The 18,028-nt window shown below is 54.6% G+C and carries 17 protein-coding genes, 1 tRNA gene and 3 pseudogenes; 10 read left to right on the top strand and 11 right to left on the bottom strand.

Translation table 11 applies throughout. The annotated features are described in order from the left end of the window. The first annotated feature begins 89 nt into the window (after positions 1 to 89). Both JOE39_RS18575 and JOE39_RS18570 read left to right on the top strand, forming a co-directional pair. Positions 90 to 659, top strand: a complete 570-nt coding sequence (locus JOE39_RS18575; RefSeq protein ID WP_210078491.1) for a GNAT family N-acetyltransferase — start codon at positions 90 to 92, stop codon at positions 657 to 659. Between the two features lie 82 nt (positions 660 to 741). Then, complete coding sequence (locus JOE39_RS18570; protein ID WP_210078493.1) at positions 742 to 1,215, top strand: GNAT family N-acetyltransferase; 474 nt, start codon at positions 742 to 744, stop codon at positions 1,213 to 1,215. A gap of 10 nt (positions 1,216 to 1,225) precedes the next feature. Here the strand turns inward: JOE39_RS18570 and JOE39_RS18565 are convergent, their stop codons facing one another. Next, entirely contained in the window at positions 1,226 to 1,963 is a 738-nt protein-coding gene (locus JOE39_RS18565) for a hypothetical protein (protein ID WP_017278317.1), read from the bottom strand. A 313-nt stretch (positions 1,964 to 2,276) separates the two neighbouring features. Here JOE39_RS18565 and JOE39_RS18560 point away from each other — a divergent pair, with 313 nt between their 5' ends. The 4 genes from JOE39_RS18560 to JOE39_RS18545 all read left to right on the top strand — a co-directional run bounded on the left by JOE39_RS18560 (position 2,277) and on the right by JOE39_RS18545 (position 4,102). Next, a complete protein-coding gene (locus JOE39_RS18560) occupies positions 2,277 to 2,558 on the top strand; it encodes a hypothetical protein (RefSeq protein ID WP_210078495.1) in 282 nt (93 codons plus the stop codon). Positions 2,559 to 2,695: 137 nt separating this feature from the next. After that, positions 2,696 to 3,037, top strand: a complete 342-nt coding sequence (locus JOE39_RS18555; RefSeq protein ID WP_210078497.1) for a DUF5713 family protein — start codon at positions 2,696 to 2,698, stop codon at positions 3,035 to 3,037. Between the two features lie 98 nt (positions 3,038 to 3,135). After that, a complete protein-coding gene (locus tag JOE39_RS18550) occupies positions 3,136 to 3,798 on the top strand; it encodes a histidine phosphatase family protein (RefSeq protein WP_210078499.1) in 663 nt (220 codons plus the stop codon). A gap of 115 nt (positions 3,799 to 3,913) precedes the next feature. Then, complete coding sequence (locus JOE39_RS18545) at positions 3,914 to 4,102, top strand: hypothetical protein (RefSeq protein WP_210078501.1); 189 nt, start codon at positions 3,914 to 3,916, stop codon at positions 4,100 to 4,102. Between the two features lie 266 nt (positions 4,103 to 4,368). On the opposite strand, the pseudogene JOE39_RS26390 reads toward JOE39_RS18545, so the two are convergent. Continuing rightward, positions 4,369 to 4,865, bottom strand: a pseudogene (locus JOE39_RS26390) (integrase); the annotation flags it as partial. A gap of 85 nt (positions 4,866 to 4,950) precedes the next feature. Between JOE39_RS26390 and JOE39_RS18540 the strand changes: the two are divergent. Then, positions 4,951 to 5,852, top strand: a pseudogene (locus tag JOE39_RS18540) (hypothetical protein). Positions 5,853 to 6,072: 220 nt separating this feature from the next. On the opposite strand, the gene JOE39_RS18535 reads toward JOE39_RS18540, so the two are convergent. From JOE39_RS18535 to JOE39_RS18525, 3 genes are read right to left on the bottom strand one after another with little or no spacing between them, the layout of a single operon-like run. Beyond that, positions 6,073 to 6,447, bottom strand: coding sequence for an ASCH domain-containing protein (locus JOE39_RS18535; RefSeq protein ID WP_210078503.1), 375 nt, complete (start codon positions 6,445 to 6,447; stop codon positions 6,073 to 6,075). Next, the gene (locus JOE39_RS18530) at positions 6,425 to 7,474 is read right to left on the bottom strand and encodes an N-acetyltransferase (protein WP_210078505.1); all 1,050 of its coding nucleotides are present in this window, start codon (positions 7,472 to 7,474) and stop codon (positions 6,425 to 6,427) included. Before JOE39_RS18530 ends, JOE39_RS18535 begins: the two co-directional genes overlap by 23 nt. A 16-nt stretch (positions 7,475 to 7,490) precedes the next feature. Further along, positions 7,491 to 8,018, bottom strand: coding sequence for an ATP-binding protein (locus JOE39_RS18525; protein ID WP_210078507.1), 528 nt, complete (start codon positions 8,016 to 8,018; stop codon positions 7,491 to 7,493). A 565-nt stretch (positions 8,019 to 8,583) separates the two neighbouring features. On the opposite strand from JOE39_RS18525, the pseudogene JOE39_RS18520 reads away from it, so the two are divergent. Continuing rightward, a pseudogene (locus tag JOE39_RS18520) lies at positions 8,584 to 9,378 on the top strand (DNA adenine methylase). 119 nt (positions 9,379 to 9,497) lie between these two features. Here the strand turns inward: JOE39_RS18520 and JOE39_RS18515 are convergent. Both JOE39_RS18515 and JOE39_RS18510 read right to left on the bottom strand, forming a co-directional pair. After that, positions 9,498 to 10,880 (bottom strand): hypothetical protein, encoded by a 1,383-nt coding sequence (locus JOE39_RS18515; protein WP_210078508.1) that lies wholly within the window; start codon positions 10,878 to 10,880, stop codon positions 9,498 to 9,500. A 738-nt stretch (positions 10,881 to 11,618) separates the two neighbouring features. Continuing rightward, positions 11,619 to 11,694 (bottom strand) — tRNA-Thr (locus JOE39_RS18510). A 758-nt stretch (positions 11,695 to 12,452) separates the two neighbouring features. Here JOE39_RS18510 and JOE39_RS18505 point away from each other — a divergent pair. Next, a complete protein-coding gene (locus JOE39_RS18505) occupies positions 12,453 to 13,478 on the top strand; it encodes a J domain-containing protein (protein ID WP_210078509.1) in 1,026 nt (341 codons plus the stop codon). Between the two features lie 442 nt (positions 13,479 to 13,920). Continuing rightward, complete coding sequence (locus tag JOE39_RS18500) at positions 13,921 to 14,247, top strand: hypothetical protein (protein ID WP_003318323.1); 327 nt, start codon at positions 13,921 to 13,923, stop codon at positions 14,245 to 14,247. A 296-nt stretch (positions 14,248 to 14,543) separates the two neighbouring features. Here the strand turns inward: JOE39_RS18500 and JOE39_RS18495 are convergent, their stop codons facing one another. The 4 genes from JOE39_RS18495 to JOE39_RS18480 all read right to left on the bottom strand — a co-directional run bounded on the left by JOE39_RS18495 (position 14,544) and on the right by JOE39_RS18480 (position 18,028). After that, positions 14,544 to 15,815, bottom strand: a complete 1,272-nt coding sequence (locus JOE39_RS18495; protein ID WP_210078510.1) for a methyltransferase — start codon at positions 15,813 to 15,815, stop codon at positions 14,544 to 14,546. A gap of 1 nt (position 15,816) precedes the next feature. Then, positions 15,817 to 16,506 carry an ABC transporter permease gene (locus JOE39_RS18490; RefSeq protein WP_003318320.1) on the bottom strand — a complete coding sequence of 230 codons (690 nt, stop codon included), beginning with the start codon at positions 16,504 to 16,506 and terminating at the stop codon, positions 15,817 to 15,819. Continuing rightward, a complete protein-coding gene (locus JOE39_RS18485) occupies positions 16,503 to 17,198 on the bottom strand; it encodes an ABC transporter permease (RefSeq protein WP_003318319.1) in 696 nt (231 codons plus the stop codon). The genes JOE39_RS18490 and JOE39_RS18485 overlap by 4 nt, the downstream gene beginning before the upstream one ends. 65 nt (positions 17,199 to 17,263) lie before the next feature. Continuing rightward, complete coding sequence (locus tag JOE39_RS18480) at positions 17,264 to 18,028, bottom strand: ABC transporter substrate-binding protein (RefSeq protein ID WP_003318318.1); 765 nt, start codon at positions 18,026 to 18,028, stop codon at positions 17,264 to 17,266.

The raw sequence follows: 18,028 nt of genomic DNA, 5'->3' as shown, positions 1-18,028 counted from the left end.
CCACACCTGCCTTCAGCAGTTCGACTTAAATCCCCGGCATACGGGACCGTTCATCCAGTGAGCACGTTTCGACGAACAGGGACATCGTCATGACCATTACCCCCACGCTGCACGCCGAACGTCTGCTGCTGACGCCACTGCAGCTCGAGGATGCGCCTGCGGTTCAGCAACGCTTTCCGCTATGGGACATCGTGCGCTACCTGAACAACCGCGTCCCGTGGCCTTATCCACAGGACGGTGCGCTGCGCTACATCCAGGACGTCGCACTGCCCGCCATAGCAAACGGCACCGAATGGCACTGGATGATCCGCCTGCAGAGCTCGCCCCACAACATCATCGGCAGCATCACCCTGATGACCCACCCCGGCAACAACCGCGGCTTCTGGCTGCACCCGGACTGGCAAGGCCGCGGCTACATGAAAGAGGCCTGCCGCGTGATCAATCGACAGTGGTTCGACGTGATGGGCATGCCCCTGATGCAAGTGCCCAAAGCCGCCCCCAATGAAGCCTCGCGGCGCATCTCGATCAGCGAAGGCATGCGCAAAGTGAGCACGCAGGAGGGGGAGTTTGTAGGCGGACGGTTCGAGGTGGAAATTTGGGAGATGACGCGGGAGGAGTGGTTGGCGCGAGCGCTGCAAGCAGGCACTTCGAACGTCTGACGCAGAGGCCGACCGGGCGTTATCTTGTTGCCAAAGATCACCAGCCCAAGTGATATTGCCCGATAAACAGGGAGCGACCCGAATGCCGTTGACCCGCAACACCGAGCCCGACATCACCCTGGTAACGGTCCAGCCCGAAGACTTCGAAACCTTGGTGGCCATACGTATCGAAGCCATGCGCGAAAGCCTCGAGCGCGTTGGCCGGTTCGATCCGGTGCGCGCCCGAGAGCGTTTTCGTGAAGGGTTTTCTGCGTCATGCACACACTACATTCAGGTTGCCGGCAGCAAGGTCGGCTTTGTGGTCGTCAAACCGAGCAGCGACGGCCTGCTGCTGGATCACTTGTATATCAAGCCGGCTGTTCAAGGGCAGGGCATTGGTGCTGCCGTGCTTCGGCAAGTGTTCGCACAAGCGGACGCAACCGCATCCACAGTACGAGTGGGCGCCCTGAAAGAAAGCGACTCCAACCGCTTCTACGCTCGCCACGGGTTTCAGCTCGTTGAGAGCGGCGAGTTCGACAACTACTACCTCCGCCCGCAACGTTTGCCGATGTGCTGACGGGTTGGGATCAACCCGCAGAGGCAGCTTTCTCCGCCGCACGTGCAGCGAGCATGGCCGCCTCCGATTCCTGGGTGTGCAGCTCACCTTTGTACGCCAACTGATTGAAGAACATGCCGTCGATCTGATCTTTCGATGGCGTCGACGTCTTGGGAATAAACAGCGCGCCCAAGTCCAGAGAATTGGCGAAGTTCTCCTTGTTCAGGTTGTAGCGACCCAGATAACTGCCGCTCCAGGGCGAATCGGCGTCGACCAGATCAATGGCCGTCTCCCGATAGGTAGCCGCAGCGGCTTTCAGCCCGCTGGACGCATTCAACAATGTATTGAGTTGCTTGGTATCCGCCTCGCTCAACTCACCGGAACTGTTGATCGCCTTCAGATTACCGTCCGCCTCGATCGTGAAGCCGAACTTCTTGCTCGCCAGGTCCGGATACACCGACGCCAGCGTCGACGTGAACGCTTCATACGACGTCTTCAGCGCCTCCGTCGAGTTACTGTGCTGCGCCGCCATCTTCGGGAAATCAGGCGACTGCGAGCGGCCTATCCAGGTATCAACCGCTTCCATCGGCTCAGTGGTCGCAGGCACTTCGGTACTCGGGTGATAAACGACAGCGGGTGTACTGGCAGCAGCGTTCTTAAACGCTTCTTTCTGCGCATCGGTGAGCGGCTGCGGGGTGAGCGTGATGCCGGAATTGGGCAGGGTGATGGTGGGAGACGTGTTGTTGCCGGGGGTTAGTGAGATAACCATTTCATCGATCCATGATTGCGGGGTTGTATGGAGGGTATCGACGGAGGTGGGGGGAGCTTGAGGCGGATTGGGGGCGCGAAGGTTTTCAGGTTGTTTCGGTGCCTATGCGTTCGTGAGTCTTTTCCATGTAAGAAGCAGCTATCCTTAGCACTCTGCTGTGCTTAACGATTTTGTACGATATACCTGAGCTCGACATATGGATTGATATGGAGTCTGTGGAGCAATCTTGACGGCGGGAATCATTGATCTCACTCACTTCGGGGCGAGTGGAAATACCATGGAAGTCTTTATACGATGGATTTGAGGAAGTGAGATGCGGGTGATTAGAAGTATTTTGAAAGCGCTTGCTGTATTAGCGGTTGCTTGCTTTCTGGCACGAGTTGCGATTGTCAGCGGGCTGGTTAAATTCTTATTAGAAACCTCGGTGGGTGATGCAATGTATATGAAATTGCACCATGTTCTTAATGTTAATGGCCTCGAAGAGGCCGAGGATATGATAGTTGGTGTGGTGCTCATTGTTTCTTTGTTGTTGATTTCTATGCTGGCCTGGTTGCTGTCGAAATTCATGGCGCGGAAGCCTCGGTCAGAGGTTTAGCCGACGCTCGTATGCCTGCTTCAACTTTTTAGGTTGTCTGAGTTAATCAGAGTGGACAATAATCTTTGTAATACACCTCCGATTGTCACCTCAATTGGACTCACTGAGCGCCCACTGTACATCGACGAGGGAAACCCATGCAGTTGACCAATGAAACCATGGCCAAACACACCTTCCTGAAAGGTATGTATCAGGACGAGTATTTCCCTGATGCCGTTGTGAAAATGTGCGAAAACGTGCTGGTCAACCTGTGTCACGAAATCGAGCAGCAAAAGCCTTCTGACCTCGACGCGCTGTATGCCCTGACTCACAAAGCGACAGAGCAAATCAACGAGCTGGAGGAGGTGTTCGAAGAGAACGGCAGTGAGATCGAAACCGTCGCCCGCGAAACCATTGCCGATGATTTCGTACGGATAGCAGACGCTTATGGTTTCACCGACGCGGACATTGAGGAGCTGATTGCGCCGCGTGAGTGGTAATCAACCGCCTGTGTGCCCCCTGATGCTGACGGGTTTTGCCAGATGGGGGCGTACGCTTGAATGGGCCAGCCTCTACCCCTCACGCGAGTCTCTGATTAATGAAGCAGGTCAGACTAATTCGTCACGGACAAAGCGCTGCCAACGCAGGCGAAGCCAGTGTGGATCACGCGACTATTCCTCTCACGTTGAAGGGGGTAGAGCAAGCGCAGTCAGTGGCCCGATCATTCACTCATGCGCCGGATTTGATTGTCGCCTCGCCGTTTTCCCGAGCGCAGGCAACCGCCATGGCGACCGCAGCTACTTTTCCCGCCACCCCGCTTGAAACTTGGCCCATCCAGGAGTTTACCTACCTCGAACCCGCGCGATGTGCCAACACGACCGTTGCTCAGAGGCGGGATTGGGTTGAAGCCTATTGGTCCAGGTCAGACCCGGCGTTTACGGATGGAGCAGGCGCCGAATCTTTTTCAGGATTTATGGCAAGAGCGCAGGCCTTCCTGACCCGACTTGCAGAGCATCCTGCCCAAGACATCGCAGTGTTTTCGCATGGGCAATTCATCAATGCCGTCGCCTGGCTGATCGAGCGCAAGCCTAAAGACATTTGTGGCCAAGCGATGGCGGGCTGGCGTGATTACGAAATCAAGAACCATGTGCCCAATGGTGGTGGCTACATATTGTTCAGGCATGTGGGCGCTGAGTCAGCCGAACAAATATGGTTGTTGGGGGAGCGTACATTCACACAAGCGTGTGGTGGCGAGTGCTAGGCGATGGAATATAGGTTTTGTGCCTGCTGGACGTCAGAAGGCCGGGTTCTGGTCTACCTTGCTAGGTGTGCCTGGCGTCAGGCGCACGCACACCTATTGAAAAGGAACAGCACGCATGAGTAATGGAATGGCATTTTTCGACGAGCACGGCGAGCCGGCGATTACTGTGGCGTTTACTACCCTGCAAGCCCTGGCACCACTGACGTCCGATCCGGCCGCGACTCTGGCGGCTCTGGGCATCACTGATCCGGCCGTCGAGGTGGCCTTAGTCAAGCTTGCGCAGTTGGCAGGTGCGAAACCCTAAGCAGTCTCTCGCTATAACCGCAGAATTCTATGGTGAAACTTTCTCGGACACGAAAGTGAGGAGGTGCTAATAGATGCGGAAATTCTCTGATGCGCGCGGGCATCCATGAAGAAGCACTGCATGTCATGCTTGAGGGCGGTGCGTTGCGTGAGTTTCTGGTCAGTCGTCACGATGAAAAGTGGATCGTGGCCATTCGCCTGCGCACTTGGGCCACCCTTACGGCGGCGCCTTGCCAAAACGTTTCATGTCGAACTCTGACGTCTCGGCTATGTGCGTGAGGCATTGACCAGAGGCACGCTGAGGTCATATATGTCCATTATGGCCCCGTCCCGGTGGCCGCTGGTCTCTTGCTTGTCCGCTCGCTTGCCGGCTGTGTCGGTAATACCCCCGACGCTTGAGGTCATGCAGTCCAAACCACTGCTCTGCGTTAGGGTGTCGTTCTCGATAGCCGAGTTGATGAACCTCTGCCATGCAGCAGTGTACAGGCTGGATTTGCGCAGTGGACCACCGTGGCTGGCCATGATGATGTATCGCCGATCGGGACGCATCTGCACCACCGTTGATTTGCTGGCCCGCACTTTCGCCCGGTAGGCCTTTGCCCTGTCCCAAGCGGCGCGCAGACGTTGCGTCCAGCGGACAATGTTGTCCCGGCTACCTTTGCGCCGGTGGTCACAACCTTTTCAGCCTGTTCAAGAGCATCGGTCAGGGTGATGGTCCCAATGCTCCGCAGACGGCACAGGTACAAGGGCAGCCAGAGCGCAATGGTCACGGCCATACAAGAGCGTATCAATTAACTAGGGCGAGCGGATCACGAACGTGGCGTTGGCCGGCACGCAGATGGCTATCAAATGGACGACGCAGTCAAGTGCAGCGTAGAGCGGCAATTCCCTGAACTCACTGGCGGCTATCACTTGCCGCGCTTCTCGGTCGACCTGCAGGTTATGGGCCCCGATGGCGAGCTCGACACGACGTTGCCGGTACTGGCGGTGTGCCGCTGCCCATGCCAGTGGGTGGCGATGAGATGGGTTTCTTTGTCTTTCCGGAGGAGGGCACCAGCGTGGCGGTGTGCTTCGCTTATGGCCTGCCGCACAAGCCCTACATCCAGACCATCCTGCCGCACGGCCTGACACTGCGGAAGGTTCCAAAAGGCGACCAGATGTGGCAGCACAGCGACGCCGTGCAGCAGCGCGTCGACGCGGACGGTAACTGGCTGCGCAAGACCGACGGCAAAATCCAGGACCAGGCGATCGAGCGCGAGGTCGACGCCATGACGAACACCGAAAGCTTCCAGAGCCACACCAGGACGGTGGACGATCATTCGACCGAGTCAGTGGGTGGCGTGAAGAAGATCGAGGCTCTGGGAGCGCTCAAGCTGCTGTCAGGCGGATCCGCGAGCCTGGCGGCAGTGGACGACTTGCACCAGGCGACCGGGCGCGATCTGAACCTGGCGGTCGGCCAAAAGCACAACGCCACGGTGGGTGGCGACATGCAGGAGAGGATCCAAGGTCTGCGCAAAAGTGTGGCCGTTATCAGTCAAAGCATGGTCGCGCCGAAAATCCATGTCGGATCCGAAGGGGTGAATATTTTCCGGGTGCTATGTGACACGCTCGATCTGGTCCAGCAGTTGGCCACTGAGGTAGCCTCGCATAACCATGCTTCGTCGCCTGTGCCCAACCAGGCAGCAGCCTTCGTCACCGAGGCTGCAAAAGCGGGTCTGTTATCGGCAGAGTTAAGGGCAGTGACTCTGTGAAGGTTAGCACTTTAGTCGTGAGGATTATTATCTCTGACTATTCAGTGGCGATGTAGAGCCTTCTGTTATTAGATAGCCGAAGTGGCTCGATGAATTCGTAATGAGTTAGAACTTATTACGCCTCAATGTCTGAGCTTTTTCTCATTAGTCGATAAAATAAAAAACCCGCATGAAAGCGGGTTTTTTAGAGGGGCGACGGCTAGGCGAGATGACCTCGCCCTTATTTTATGTAGCAGAAGGACTGTGGTGCAGCTCCGCTGGGAACCAGAGACTTCAGGCTCAGCGGCGTTTCATATCGGCGAACTTCACTTACTTTTATGGCGTGGGCCAACTTTCTTCCGTCAAAATATTCGTTAAAGAATTTCTTTGTGATGCCTGAGAATTTTGATGTCAGTGACCAAATTTCTTTAGGGTCATCTGATAGGACTTCATCGAAGTCAAATTCTCCTATGATTTTTCCGATAGGCATGGTCGCGTAGATAACCACTGTCCTTACTTCGGGATTCTTGAAAACCGATTTTCTAAACTCAAATCGTTTTTCACCTTGCAAAATTTTTTCCGCATATTCAGGCTTAATTGATAATAATACTTTCATCCATCTGGCCCGCCTGTGCGATTGAATTAAACTGATTCCGAGTAAGTGGCATGAATCCCCAGTAGGCATTCGCATCCAGACCGTGTTGCTCGATCATCTCGCCACGAGTTACTCGGCGTTTGAAAGCAGCATTATACGTAAAGCGGAAGACGTGAGGAAAGTTTTTACGGATCCAAAAACGATCAAGCTCTTCATCAGTAAAAACACTATACGGCTGGCAATACCTCATGAACTCCTCTCGTGAAGTGAAGGAGCGGATCGACCTGTACTCTTCAACGACACCCACGGATGTCGCCACAGACCGGTAGTGAGCCGGGCCAGCATTATCGGTAGTCCTATAAATTACAAGGATATCACCAGGTCGCAAATTCTCCAGACCGTTCATCGCCGCAAGATAAACTTTGTGAATGCTATTGGCATGCGAAATGTCTTCAATTATGTCAGAGTCTTCATTCTTCAAAATCGAATCTGGAAGCAGTCGCGTGTGCCATTGAGGATTAATAGAAAGTAGGTAGAAGTTCTGGTTTTGCATGTTGGCTAGCGGATATGATTTCAAAAGTGAGTCCTGAAGTTTACTCAAGTCTTTTACTAATACAAGCTCTGTTCCATTTTGAGTGTGCTTTTCCGCAGCCTTGCCGAATCCATATTTGGCAAATAAAGAAATGAGGATTTCATGGTTTGGGAATACCGTAACGTAAATCTCGCTTACTTTGTGGTGGAGCGCATGGTCGAATATCTTCTTTATGAAACGCTCGCCTAGTTTGGTGCCGCGAGCATTAATTTTCATGGTGCCTACTTTCAGGCGTTTCTTATTAGGCAGTTTAGGTGTGACATCATCAATTGTGCCTTCTTCAGCTTTCAGATATAGAAAGCCGTTAACGTTATTGTGTTCGTCTTCGAATACGTAAGCTTTATCGTCCGCTTTTCTTGCAAACCACTCGGAAAACTCTTTGTAGTCGCCGATTAGCGAGGCAAAAAACGGGTCCTGTAGATTTACGTGCTTAAACTTTTTTTGTACGAGTTCCATCGTCGTAGCCCTGGTATTAATATGTTGAAAATATAGTGTTTAGGTGGTTGTCAAATTCTTGCTGTGAAGGTTTGTGTAAGGTTGTAAGTTGTAAGTTCAAAAGTTCGCTTACGAAAATAGCTCTTTCTTTCTCTAAACGCTGAAATTTTTCTATATCGCCAGCTGAAGTATTGGAGTCTCTAGATAGAAGACGTTCCCGTACCGTTTCAGCGTCTGCCTCAATTAAGAGTACTGCTGAAAGGCTTAGGTCCTTAAACGTGTCCTGATGGACTGCAATCAGCCCACCGTCTGAATTTTTCAGAACAAAGTGGCCGTCAAGCAGTAGTTTTTTTGAATCAGCGGTGACTCGCTCGACCGCGGCGGCCAAGGCTATTTGGTTTGAGTCGATGTCGGAAACTAGTTTATTAGATTCCCAATTTGCTGACCGTCGCTCTTCTTTTATCAGAGCACTGGCACTTGAGTGCCTAATGCCAGCGTTTGCGGCGAATCGTTCACACAGGTATGTCTTCCCCACTCCATGTACACCCGCGACAAATACGACCATATTTGATCTCCCCATCCATGTGGTTTCTGCCAGTACGCCAGTCAACTCAGATAATGTCAATTGGGCATCAGTCTAGCTTTGTATCCAAAAGCGTTCGCTACATAAAAAAACTGCTGAAAAAGCACTTATCCCCCTCCCGCCGACGGGCTTCGCGTACGTTTTTTTGCAAATCTTAGAGGTGTGCAAACAAGGCTGTAACCGCCGCAGTCCGGGGGCTTTCGGCGAAGATCGCAAGCTGTACTGAATGCAAGGATTTGACAACCAATGCAGCACTGGACGTGCACGGGAGAACGATGTGGCGAAGTGTCTCTGTTCGCTCAGATCCCTGGCCCCGCTGAGTCAAAAAAATAAAAAGGAAGATTATGGCGTATTTTTAATTCTGAATCGGCGAGATGTGCGACTGTTTCGAGCTAGCGTTTCAAAAGCTGCTAAGGCCGCAGCCCCTTCTAAGCTGGGCTGAGAGGCTGTGTTCCTAGGTGGCGGGTTTTGCACAAAATCACATCGGTGGGTGCACAATTCGAGCATGATCAAATACTGTTTATCCATACAGTAAAAGGTCTGTTTTATGTCTTCACCCATCATCCCTTGGATGGGTGGAAAGCGTCGTCTTGCTGATCGCCTGATTCCGCTGTTCCCGCCGCACGAATGCTACGTCGAGGTCTTCGCGGGAGGTGCCGCACTCTACTTCATGAGGCCGCAAGGTGCGCCTGTGGAGGTCCTCAATGACATCAACGGTGACCTGGTGACTTTGTACCGGGTAGTGCAAAATCACCTCGAAGAGTTTGTGCGCCAATTCAAATGGGCGCTCAGTTCACGCCAGATCTTCGAGTGGCAAAAAATGACCCGGCCTGACACGCTCACGGACATACAGCGAGCAGCGCGTTTTTTCTATCTGCAGCATCACGCATTCGCCGGCAAGGTCTCTGGACAATCGTTCGGCACGACAACTACTGCACCGGCAATCAACCTTCTGCGTATCGAAGAGAATCTATCCGCAGCCTGACAGCGGCTGTCTGGTACGTACGTCGAAAATCTTCCCTGGCTGGACTGTGCTGAGCGATACGACCGCAGCCATACGTTCCACTACATGGATCCGCCTTACTGGCAGACCGCAGGATATGGAGTGGACTTTGCGTTTGAGAACTACGAGCGAATGGCTGAATTTATGCGTCGGTGCAAAGGGAAGGTGATGGTCAGTGTCAATAACCATCCTGATATCCGTGAGGTGTTCAAGGGCTTCCATTTAGAGAGCCTCACTATCCGCTATAGCAATACAAACCAGCGGACCGGGAAAACTGATGTAAGTGACGAGCTAGTCATTACAAACTGGGAACCGTCCCTGCTTGGAAGGTTGTTCTGAAGACTCAATATTATGATTTAGTCTTGGCGTCTCAGACGCCAAGCTTCGAGAAAGAGTTACTTTGATTAGCGCCTAACTTGTTACGCACATAATCGTAGTTCTTTGAATGCTAACCAAAGTTAGTCCCGAGAGGGCTTGCTTTCCGTGACCGCTTTGATAACCAATTCAATCGGAGTGGAGACGGATGTCTCTGGCACACCGTTCGACTGAGTTGCACGAAATAAAGCTTCTAGAACAAGTTTTCTGTCGGAATCCGCGTGCATTTTTCCTTCGTGTGATAAAGCTAGGTACGTTTTGGTCATTACAAGTCGTTCGGCAGACTCATGCTTCAGATAAGAATGAGTGTTGAACTGGCGAAGGCTCAACCTGATAAAGATTGACAGGAGTGCTATAAGCAGTGCGGCACCAGTTAAGTCGGCAATGTGGGAAACAATTGGCGAAAACTCGGGATTCTGAGTGTCTTTTTGATTGACAGTTGTATCTACCTTTACTGCTGGGGGGGTAGAGTCATTAGTAGCTTGAGTTTTCGCTACCTTAGCGTCGTCGTTACCTACAGTTTCCGCACTGTTCAAGCGAGATATAGAAGTGATTCCTCCCATGTGGTAGTAAAAAACAGGCGCGCTAAAGGTAAGCGCCGTCGTAAATACAACTGCGCATAGCCATATTACCGCTGTTTTACTGTGTCGGATCATTTCATCGTTCCAGTACTGAACTGATGCTTTTAGGTCGATCTGAGCATGGTAGGTATTTTGGGCAGTTATCAAGTCTTCGCGCGCAATCTGTAATGAGTTCTGGGATTGCTTAACGCTTTCATGCCCTGACTTTGCGGTTTTGTTAAGTAGTGCTCGGTACAGCTGTGCGCGTCGCTTATTTTTAAGTAAAGCAGTGCGAGTTTGCTCTACTTGCTCAGTGCGCGCAGATTCCATCGCTAAAAGCGCAGTTTCTAGTTTTGAGGATGCATTGTTAATCGCTTCTTCATGAGCACGTCTGAATTTAGTGATCTCGTCTTCTCGCGCTTCATTGCGTCGCCGGGTGGTAATTTTACTAGCATTAATTGATTCGAAATAAAGGTGTAGTGCTAGACTCCGTTCATAATGAAAGTCTTCATTTCTAAAGAATATATCCAAAGAGGGGTAGGATTTTAAGTTATCTGCAAGTTCTGGATGGCATACGAGTAAGAACATGAAGCCTACAATTGCTCCGTGTGCCTTTTTTATTTCTAATGCAACCCTCCCAAGCTCCCCGTCGGAGGATATGTAAGAGTTCATAATATAATGGCGAGTAGTTGAACTGTCTGAGTTGAATTCTTGTACAGCCTTCTCTAAAGGGTTGGTTATGAGTCTTAAGAAATACTCTCCGGTCGCGTAAGGAGCAGCCAGGTCTTTAATCCAATCCCAAGAAAGAAATTCGCGATCTATAAATTGGTGAAATTCATCTGATGTTTGAAAATTATAAGCCTGATCGAGCGTCCTAACACTTAGGGTCCTAAGAATGTTTACCATTGTTCAATCCATGTTTTCTAGTGGCTTCCACGTTATAGATGGATAGTGGCATTATGGAACTGAAATTGGAAGCACGTAGACGCACTTGGGAGGCGCAAGCTAGCTAAGGTTGCAGTCCCTTCGATCAGACGATGTCACCGCAGCCAACAGGTAAGCGAAGGTGTTTATGATAATGATCGTTAGGGCAGCCCAGCGAAACGTGACTGGTGTACGGGAATTCGTTCTGATTAATGGGTTGGGGTCAAAAAAATAGCGATATGAGCGATACGCACATGAATTTGGGCTGAAGGCCACGGTTTTACTGGACTCTGCGTATTACATCGGAAGGTAATATGAAGCGATATGAAAGGTAATATTTCCCTGAAACCCCCGGATTCATTGGGTTTTAGGAAATGAAAATATAGCTTTAGTAAAAGGTAATAATATCGCTTTCGTATCGCTTAAATATTACCTTTGCTCGAAAACGCTGGAAGCCACGGTTTACAAGGGCTGCAGCCATTTTTCGCGAGTCATATTACTAATATTATCTTTTTCTGACCCCCCTCGAATTTTGAGAGAGGGACCCCTTACCGAGCGGTTGGCCAGCGTCTCACGCTACTGTTCATGAGCGTGTGTAGCTGCAGTCGGATCTCGACGTGGGAGCACGTAAGGCAGGCTCGACCGGTGGCCTTGTTACGTGGCTTATTACGTCTGGGGGAAAAAACAAGGGCCTGCATCGCTGCAAGCCCTTGATTTATATGGTGCCGGCACCAGGAGTCGAACCCGGGACCTACTGATTACAAGTCAGTTGCTCTACCAACTGAGCTATACCGGCGTAATGGGCTGCGAGTATATAGAGTCTGATGCGCTTGTAAAGCCTAGCTGTCTGATTCAGTTGAAAAAAATCGACCATTGGCGCCTCGGGTCGGATGCGGGCGGGTGGTGGTGCAGGACGTGTCCTTCGGTTTTGACAGATTGGTCTGCGTGGTAGGGCGGATGGCGTTGAATTCGGGGGTTGATTTTGCCTTTGGTGCGCACAGCTAGTGCCTGACAGAACGCTGGATTTTTCACCTGGTCGCGCAAACCAATGGGTCCAGCGTTGATGGCGATTTGGCGTATGAACAGGCACCCATCCGACCCCGCCATTTTTGGGCAGTTGCGGGGCAGGAGGGCTTTGCATAGGCTTGTTCTCAACGGCCCAGGCTACTGAGTCAGCAGCACGGGTCGTTAGCTTTTCAGCCATGCAGATAAAGGACTATCTGATGAGTGATGCGATGGATCGTAACCGGGTTTGGGGTTTTGTTTGCCGCAGGCTGGTCATTCGCTGAAGAGTTGTTGAAGGATATTTGCAGGTGCGCCTGGCCTGTTGGCTTTGCGCAGGGTGGGGCTGAGGATGGCTGTCTGAATCGCATGAATGTGCGTCTGGATGCCGACGAAGGCTTCATCGATGTTTCAAGAAATGCCCGGATCCTCTGGATTCGGGCATTTTCTTGTGGGCTGGTTGCTGTTGCGTCGGATTTGCACTGGAGCTACCGGCTTTTTGGCCGATACAGCTGTATCGAAAATGGCAGTCAGCCATGGACAGCAAGTGCAATGCAGAGAACGCCTACGCATTACGAGCTGCTGAGTGTCGCTCGCGATGCCTCTCCTGAGCAGATCAAGAAGGCTTATCGCAAGCTGGCGCAGAAGCTGCACCCGGACAGGAATCCAGATCCTTACGCCTCGGAGATGATGGGCGTCGTCAACGCGTCTCACGATGTGCTGGCTGACCCTTCGCGGCGTGCGGCTTATGACGCGCAGCTCGCTGCCAATGAGCACAAGGCGCGTATGGACGCTGCGCGCCGCAAGCAGGCGCATGCAGCGCGTGGGCAGGCGGTGCATGTGTATGCGGCCACTTCTGCAGCCACTGCTAATGCGCCATCTCAGGCGGCTCGTTCCGGGCCGGCGCCCAAGTCTTCTTCCTATGCTTCTGGATCCCCTTCCCGTGACAGGCGTCGTCGCAGTGCGTGGCGTTGGGCGCTGTTGTTTGTGGTGTTCTGCGCGGGTGGCGCGTGGATGGGTTACGACCCGGGTGCAGGCAAGTCGTTTGTGCCGTCCGAGCCCGCACCGGTTGCGCAGACGTGGGTCAAGCCCGCGCCTGTCATGCCTGCCGCGCCGGTCGAGGAGCCTGTAGCGAGCCCAGCCAAGCCGGTGGATGCTGCGGCGTCCGAGTGTGGCGTGCCGGCGCTAGATCCGATGGGCGCGCCGTGGCCGGACAAGGCGGGCTATGTGAAGGACATGCCGGTGCTCAAGGACAATGGCTGGTCGCAGATCACTGTGGATAACTCGGCTGGCGAGTCGGCGGTGTATGCCAAGGTCACGGATGCGGTAGGGCGCAGGGCGTTTCGGCATGCGTTTGTGCCGGCCGGGGCGGTGTTTACGTTCGCCAAGATGGACCCGGGGCTGTACCTGCTCAAGTACAAGATGATGAGTACGGGCTGCGCCTTTGCCTCGGGCAGGATTTTGCTGGAGGAGACGCCGATGGGCAGTCAGATCAAGTCCAGTGCCTACAAGCTGACGTTGCGCAAGCTGCAGAACCGCAGTGTGCCGTTTGCGCGGTTGAAGGATGATCAGTTTTAGTAGTGAGTCATGACAGGAATGCGGCGCTGCGTATTCAGTCTTCGCGAACAAGTTCGCTCCTACGGCCTTCGGCCAGAATCAAAGCGTCGTACTGTGAACTCACCTTTTGCAACGCTTTCAGGCGCGTTTTTGCAGGCACCGTCTCTTTCTTTTGAAGGACATTTCCGAGAGAATCCCCGACCGCTTGCGCCCCTCTGTCTGGGCTTCTACTCTCCGCCCCGTCGCTGCCCATCAGCGATCGGGTTTAGTCGCCCGGATTTGAGTTAAGGCGTATCGCGTCGCTGTTTTGTTCAGGTCTTCTTCCTGCACTCTATGGCGGCTGTGCGTGAGGGCACCTTCGGGTGCGCCGGTCTTAGCTCCCGGTCGACTAACCTTCGCACAGCTGCCACCTCACTCGTTTAGTCGCGACCCAGTGGCAGTTCCATTGAGGAGAGAGCTAAGCATGGTCAAAGTAACCCCCGATCCGCCCAACAAACAATCCAGCAGCGCACCGGTCTTCGACAAGGCTGTGGTCAAGCGCGCCATGGAGTGTTACCTGCCAATCTCCCGACCGGCCAAGGAACCCCACGACAGCAAGTTCGACTTCATCAGCCTGGAAGCCACCCTGGTGCACGCGCTGGATTTCCTGCGCTGCGCATCGGCCACCGCTCACGAACTCGGCGATGAACTGACCGGTTCGCAACGCGATCTGGCGTTCGCCTCCATGCACATGCTGGAAATGGCCAAAGTCATGGTCGAGCGCTCGCTGGAGTGTGTCGAAGAGGTCTGAAATCTTTCCGTCGGACAGCTCGTGCACAAGCGCCTGCATGTGCACGATTGAGCCATGCAAAACGCTTGCGCCAGAGCCTTTACCAAATCTTTATGCACAATTTGCTGATAAAGATTTGCGCAGCCGGGTAATTATGTGCAGTCGGGTGCCTTGAGCCGCAAGGCATTGTTTTTGCGGGTTACGGGAAGGATTGCGGAAAAAAATAAGGGGCTTCAGTAACTGGCGCGCCAAGCTTTAACGCACTCATCCACATTTTCATCAACAGACTTATCCACAGGTTGCTCAATCGATTTAGGTCACGATTTTCGAGCCAGAATCAGCAGGTTGCGCGGTGTAATCCGGCTGTCACAGAAAGTGCCAACGCTCACGCTGTAACCCTGCTCACGCACATACATCGCCCTGTCCAGCACCAGCCACATCTCCAGCGGACGCCGAAACAGATCGCGGACCAGTTCCAGGTTGCGCACTTCGGCCAGTCTCTTCCAGCCAGCGGCTTCCAGAGCAGCCCAGTCCTGCTGACCCGGCGCAGGCAGATGCTTGAGTTTTGCCAGATGGTTGCAGTAGTCCGCGTAGGACGCATCCAGCCAGGATGTCGGCAGCGAGGGTGTGGGCAAGTAGTCATCGATGCCGCGCAGGCGGCGCTGCAGCAGGTCGAAGCCCAGGCGGCGGGCCATCGAGATGTCGCGTTGACGGCGTACGCGTGCGCCAGCCGTCACGGTTTCACTGAGCGGCAGACCCAGCTCGTCTCGCGACAGCTTCAAGCCGGACGCCTTGCCATCGCTGGATAGCGCCTGATAAAGGTCGTGCCGGGTGCGGTTATAGCAGCACGGTGCAATCGCCATACGCCGACAGCCCGTCTGGCTGGCCAGCTCCATCAACTGAATGTGCAGGTCGCCGCAGGCATGCAGCGCCACAGGCGTATGTTCGGGTTGCAGGTAACGCCACGTGTCGTCGGCCATGACGTCCTGCTGCACATGTCTGGCGTCGATGCCTTGCCGCGTGCTCAGGGCCAGGCCTGCTTCGATCAGCGCCGGGTCGTGCTCCAGACAGGTCAGACGCTGGCCGGGCCCGGTCAGGCGGCGCCCCAGATGGCCTTTGCCGGCGCACCAGTCCAGCCAGTGAGTTGTGCTGTCACGCATGTCCAGATGGCTGGCGAAGGCTTCGATTTGCTGCCACTTGCGCCCTGGCACATCGACGCTCATGCGCGCCTCGACCGGCTGCAGAGCGTGCACGGGCAGTTCGACGACGTGGCTCAGCGCGACGGCTTCGGCGGCCAGTTGCTTGAACGGGAAGGGCGCGTCGAGGTGTTCCGGGTGGTTGTGCGCGGCCTCGCCCTGTTCCAGCGTGCGTTGCCGCAGCCAGTGCGCGAGGTCCGGGTATTTGTCTTCCCACGGCAGGGCCAGGTGCGTGAACGGCTTGGGCCGCCACAAGGCCTGATGCGCGAACAGGAAGCTGTCCAGCGCACCGAAGTGGCTGTCGAGGTGTTCATCCTGCAAGGGAGGTTCAGAGGGCATGGTGGCGGCCTCGTGGGGCAAGGTGCTGGCTGGATCGACGCCAGCACCTTTCATATCAGCGACCCTGGCTGGCGTCTACACGCAATAGTTTTTCCAGCAGCCGGAAGCCCTGCACCAGCACGAAGGTCATGACCAGGTAGAACATGCCGGCGGCGAAGAAGATTTCCACCGGCAGGTAGGTGCGGGCGATGATCGTGCGCGCCATGCCGGTCAGTTCCAGCAGGGTGACGGTGCTGGCCAGCGCACTGGCCTTGAGCATCAGGATCACTTCGTTGCTGTAGGCCGGCAGGCCGATGCGTGCTGCGCGTGGCAGGACGATGTAGAACAGCGCCTTCCATTTCGACATGCCCAGCGCCCGTGCCGCTTCGACCTCGCCTGGCGGCACCGCCTGCATGGCGCCACGCAGGATCTCGGCGATGTAGGCGGCGGTGTGCAGAGTCATGGTCACCACGGCACACCAGAACGGGTCGCGCAGGTACGGCCACAACGCACTCTGGCGTACCGACTCGAACTGCGCCAGCCCGTAATAGACCAGAAACAGTTGCACCAGCAGCGGTGTGCCGCGAAAGAAAAAGATGTAGGCGTAGGGCAGGGCGCGCACCGGCCAGTGACGCGATGCGCGGGCGATGCCCATCGGGATGGCAAGGATCAGCCCGGCGATGACAGCAATCGCCACCAGCTCCAGGGTCAGGGTCGCGCCCTGCGCCAGGCGGGGCAGCCACTTGATGATGACTTCCCAGTTCATGACGCGCTCCTCAGAAAGCCGCGACTGGCGCGTTTTTCAAGGAAGTACATGCCGGCCATGGCCAGCACGGTCAGGCCCAGATACATGAAGGCCGCGACCATGTAGAAGGTGAACGCTTGCTTGGTGAAGCCCACGGCGATCTGCGCGTGGCGCATGATTTCTTCCAGGCCGATCACCGAGACCAGCGCGGTGTCTTTCATCAGAATCATGAACAGGTTGCCCAGGCCGGGCAGGGCGATGCGCCACATCTGCGGCAGGACCAGTTTGAAGAGGATGCGCGAGCGTGACATGCCCAGCGCCAGCCCGGCTTCACGATGGCCTTTGGGGATGGCCAGAATCGCGCCGCGAAACACTTCGGTCGCGTAGGCACCAAAGCAAATGCCCAGGGCGATGACCCCGGCAGCAAAGGCGCTCAGGGCCAGGTCGGGAATGTCGAACAGTTTGCCCAGGGCACGCATGCCGTTGACGGTGCCGAAGTAAATCAGCAGCACCCAAAGCAGTTCTGGAATGCCGCGCACCAGGGTCGAGTAGGTACTGCCCAGCCATTGCAGCGGCTTGTAGGGCGAGGTCTTGGCCAAGGCGCCGAGCAGTCCGAGTATCAGCCCCAGGCACAGGGCCGAGAGTGCAAGCTGGACCGTCATCAGCGCGCCAGCCGCAAGGGCCGGGCCGAATCCGTGGAGATCAATGTTCATGGGCAGGCTTTGTCAGGGCCGGTCGCCGCGCTTCAACAGGAAGCAGCGGCGACGCGGTCGGTGAATCAGAGGATGCTGAAAGGGAAATACTTGTCGTTGATCTTCTTGTAGGTGCCGTCAGCGATGATTTCTTTCAGGGCAACGTTCAGGCGTTCGCGCAAGGCATCGTCACCCTTGCGCACGGCGATGCCGATCTTGTCGTTTTCCACGACAGGCTCGCCCTTGAACTCGAAGTTCTGACCTGCTTCGCTTTTCAGCCACTCGAAGCTGACGTATTTGTCGGCCAGCATGGCGTCGACGCGACCGGAGGACAGGTCGAGGAAGGCGTTTTCCTGAGTGTCATAGAGTTTGGGGTCCATGATCCCGAGCTTGTCTTCCAGCCAGGTGGCGGCCAGTGTCGAGCGTTGTGCACCCACCGACTTGCCGGCAAGGCTCTCTTTGGCCTTTTCAATGCTCGATACGTCAATCGAGGAGGTTTTCGGCGCGATGAATTGCAGCTTGTTCGAGTAATACGGGTTGGTGAAATCGACCACCTGCTGGCGCTCTTCGGTGATCGACAGCGACGAGATCAGGAAGTCGAACTTGCTGGCCATCAACGCCGGGATGATGCCGTCCCAGTCGGACGTCACCGCTTCGCACTCGACCTTCATCTTGGCGCACAGGGCCTGGCCGATTTCATAGTCGAAGCCCACCACCTGGCCACTCGCGTCCTTGTTGTTGAACGGCGGGTAAGCACCTTCGATGCCCATTTTCATTTTTTCAGCAAAGGCACTGCCGCTGAAGGCAAGAGTGGCCGCTGCGATCAGCAAGATCTTTTTGTACGACTGCAT

Origin of the sequence: Pseudomonas sp. PvP100, from assembly GCF_017833055.1 — a bacterium.
GTDB lineage: Bacteria > Pseudomonadota > Gammaproteobacteria > Pseudomonadales > Pseudomonadaceae > Aquipseudomonas > Aquipseudomonas syringae.
The sequence above is the reverse complement of the archived record's forward strand: the minus strand, read 5'-3'. Positions and strand labels throughout refer to the sequence as shown.

Bases quoted from the DNA above. Each gene is read 5' to 3' on its own strand.
- JOE39_RS18575 (WP_210078491.1), top strand. From the start codon at position 90: ATGACCATTACCCCCACGCTGCACGCCGAACGTCTGCTGCTGACGCCA.
- JOE39_RS18570 (WP_210078493.1), top strand. From the start codon at position 742: ATGCCGTTGACCCGCAACACCGAGCCCGACATCACCCTGGTAACGGTC.
- JOE39_RS18565 (WP_017278317.1), bottom strand. From the start codon at position 1,963: ATGGTTATCTCACTAACCCCCGGCAACAACACGTCTCCCACCATCACC.
- JOE39_RS18560 (WP_210078495.1), top strand. From the start codon at position 2,277: ATGCGGGTGATTAGAAGTATTTTGAAAGCGCTTGCTGTATTAGCGGTT.
- JOE39_RS18555 (WP_210078497.1), top strand. From the start codon at position 2,696: ATGCAGTTGACCAATGAAACCATGGCCAAACACACCTTCCTGAAAGGT.
- JOE39_RS18550 (WP_210078499.1), top strand. From the start codon at position 3,136: ATGAAGCAGGTCAGACTAATTCGTCACGGACAAAGCGCTGCCAACGCA.
- JOE39_RS18545 (WP_210078501.1), top strand. From the start codon at position 3,914: ATGAGTAATGGAATGGCATTTTTCGACGAGCACGGCGAGCCGGCGATT.
- JOE39_RS18535 (WP_210078503.1), bottom strand. From the start codon at position 6,447: ATGAAAGTATTATTATCAATTAAGCCTGAATATGCGGAAAAAATTTTG.
- JOE39_RS18530 (WP_210078505.1), bottom strand. From the start codon at position 7,474: ATGGAACTCGTACAAAAAAAGTTTAAGCACGTAAATCTACAGGACCCG.
- JOE39_RS18525 (WP_210078507.1), bottom strand. From the start codon at position 8,018: ATGGTCGTATTTGTCGCGGGTGTACATGGAGTGGGGAAGACATACCTG.
- JOE39_RS18515 (WP_210078508.1), bottom strand. From the start codon at position 10,880: ATGGTAAACATTCTTAGGACCCTAAGTGTTAGGACGCTCGATCAGGCT.
- JOE39_RS18505 (WP_210078509.1), top strand. From the start codon at position 12,453: ATGCAGAGAACGCCTACGCATTACGAGCTGCTGAGTGTCGCTCGCGAT.
- JOE39_RS18500 (WP_003318323.1), top strand. From the start codon at position 13,921: ATGGTCAAAGTAACCCCCGATCCGCCCAACAAACAATCCAGCAGCGCA.
- JOE39_RS18495 (WP_210078510.1), bottom strand. From the start codon at position 15,815: ATGAAAGGTGCTGGCGTCGATCCAGCCAGCACCTTGCCCCACGAGGCC.
- JOE39_RS18490 (WP_003318320.1), bottom strand. From the start codon at position 16,506: ATGAACTGGGAAGTCATCATCAAGTGGCTGCCCCGCCTGGCGCAGGGC.
- JOE39_RS18485 (WP_003318319.1), bottom strand. From the start codon at position 17,198: ATGAACATTGATCTCCACGGATTCGGCCCGGCCCTTGCGGCTGGCGCG.
- JOE39_RS18480 (WP_003318318.1), bottom strand. From the start codon at position 18,028: ATGCAGTCGTACAAAAAGATCTTGCTGATCGCAGCGGCCACTCTTGCC.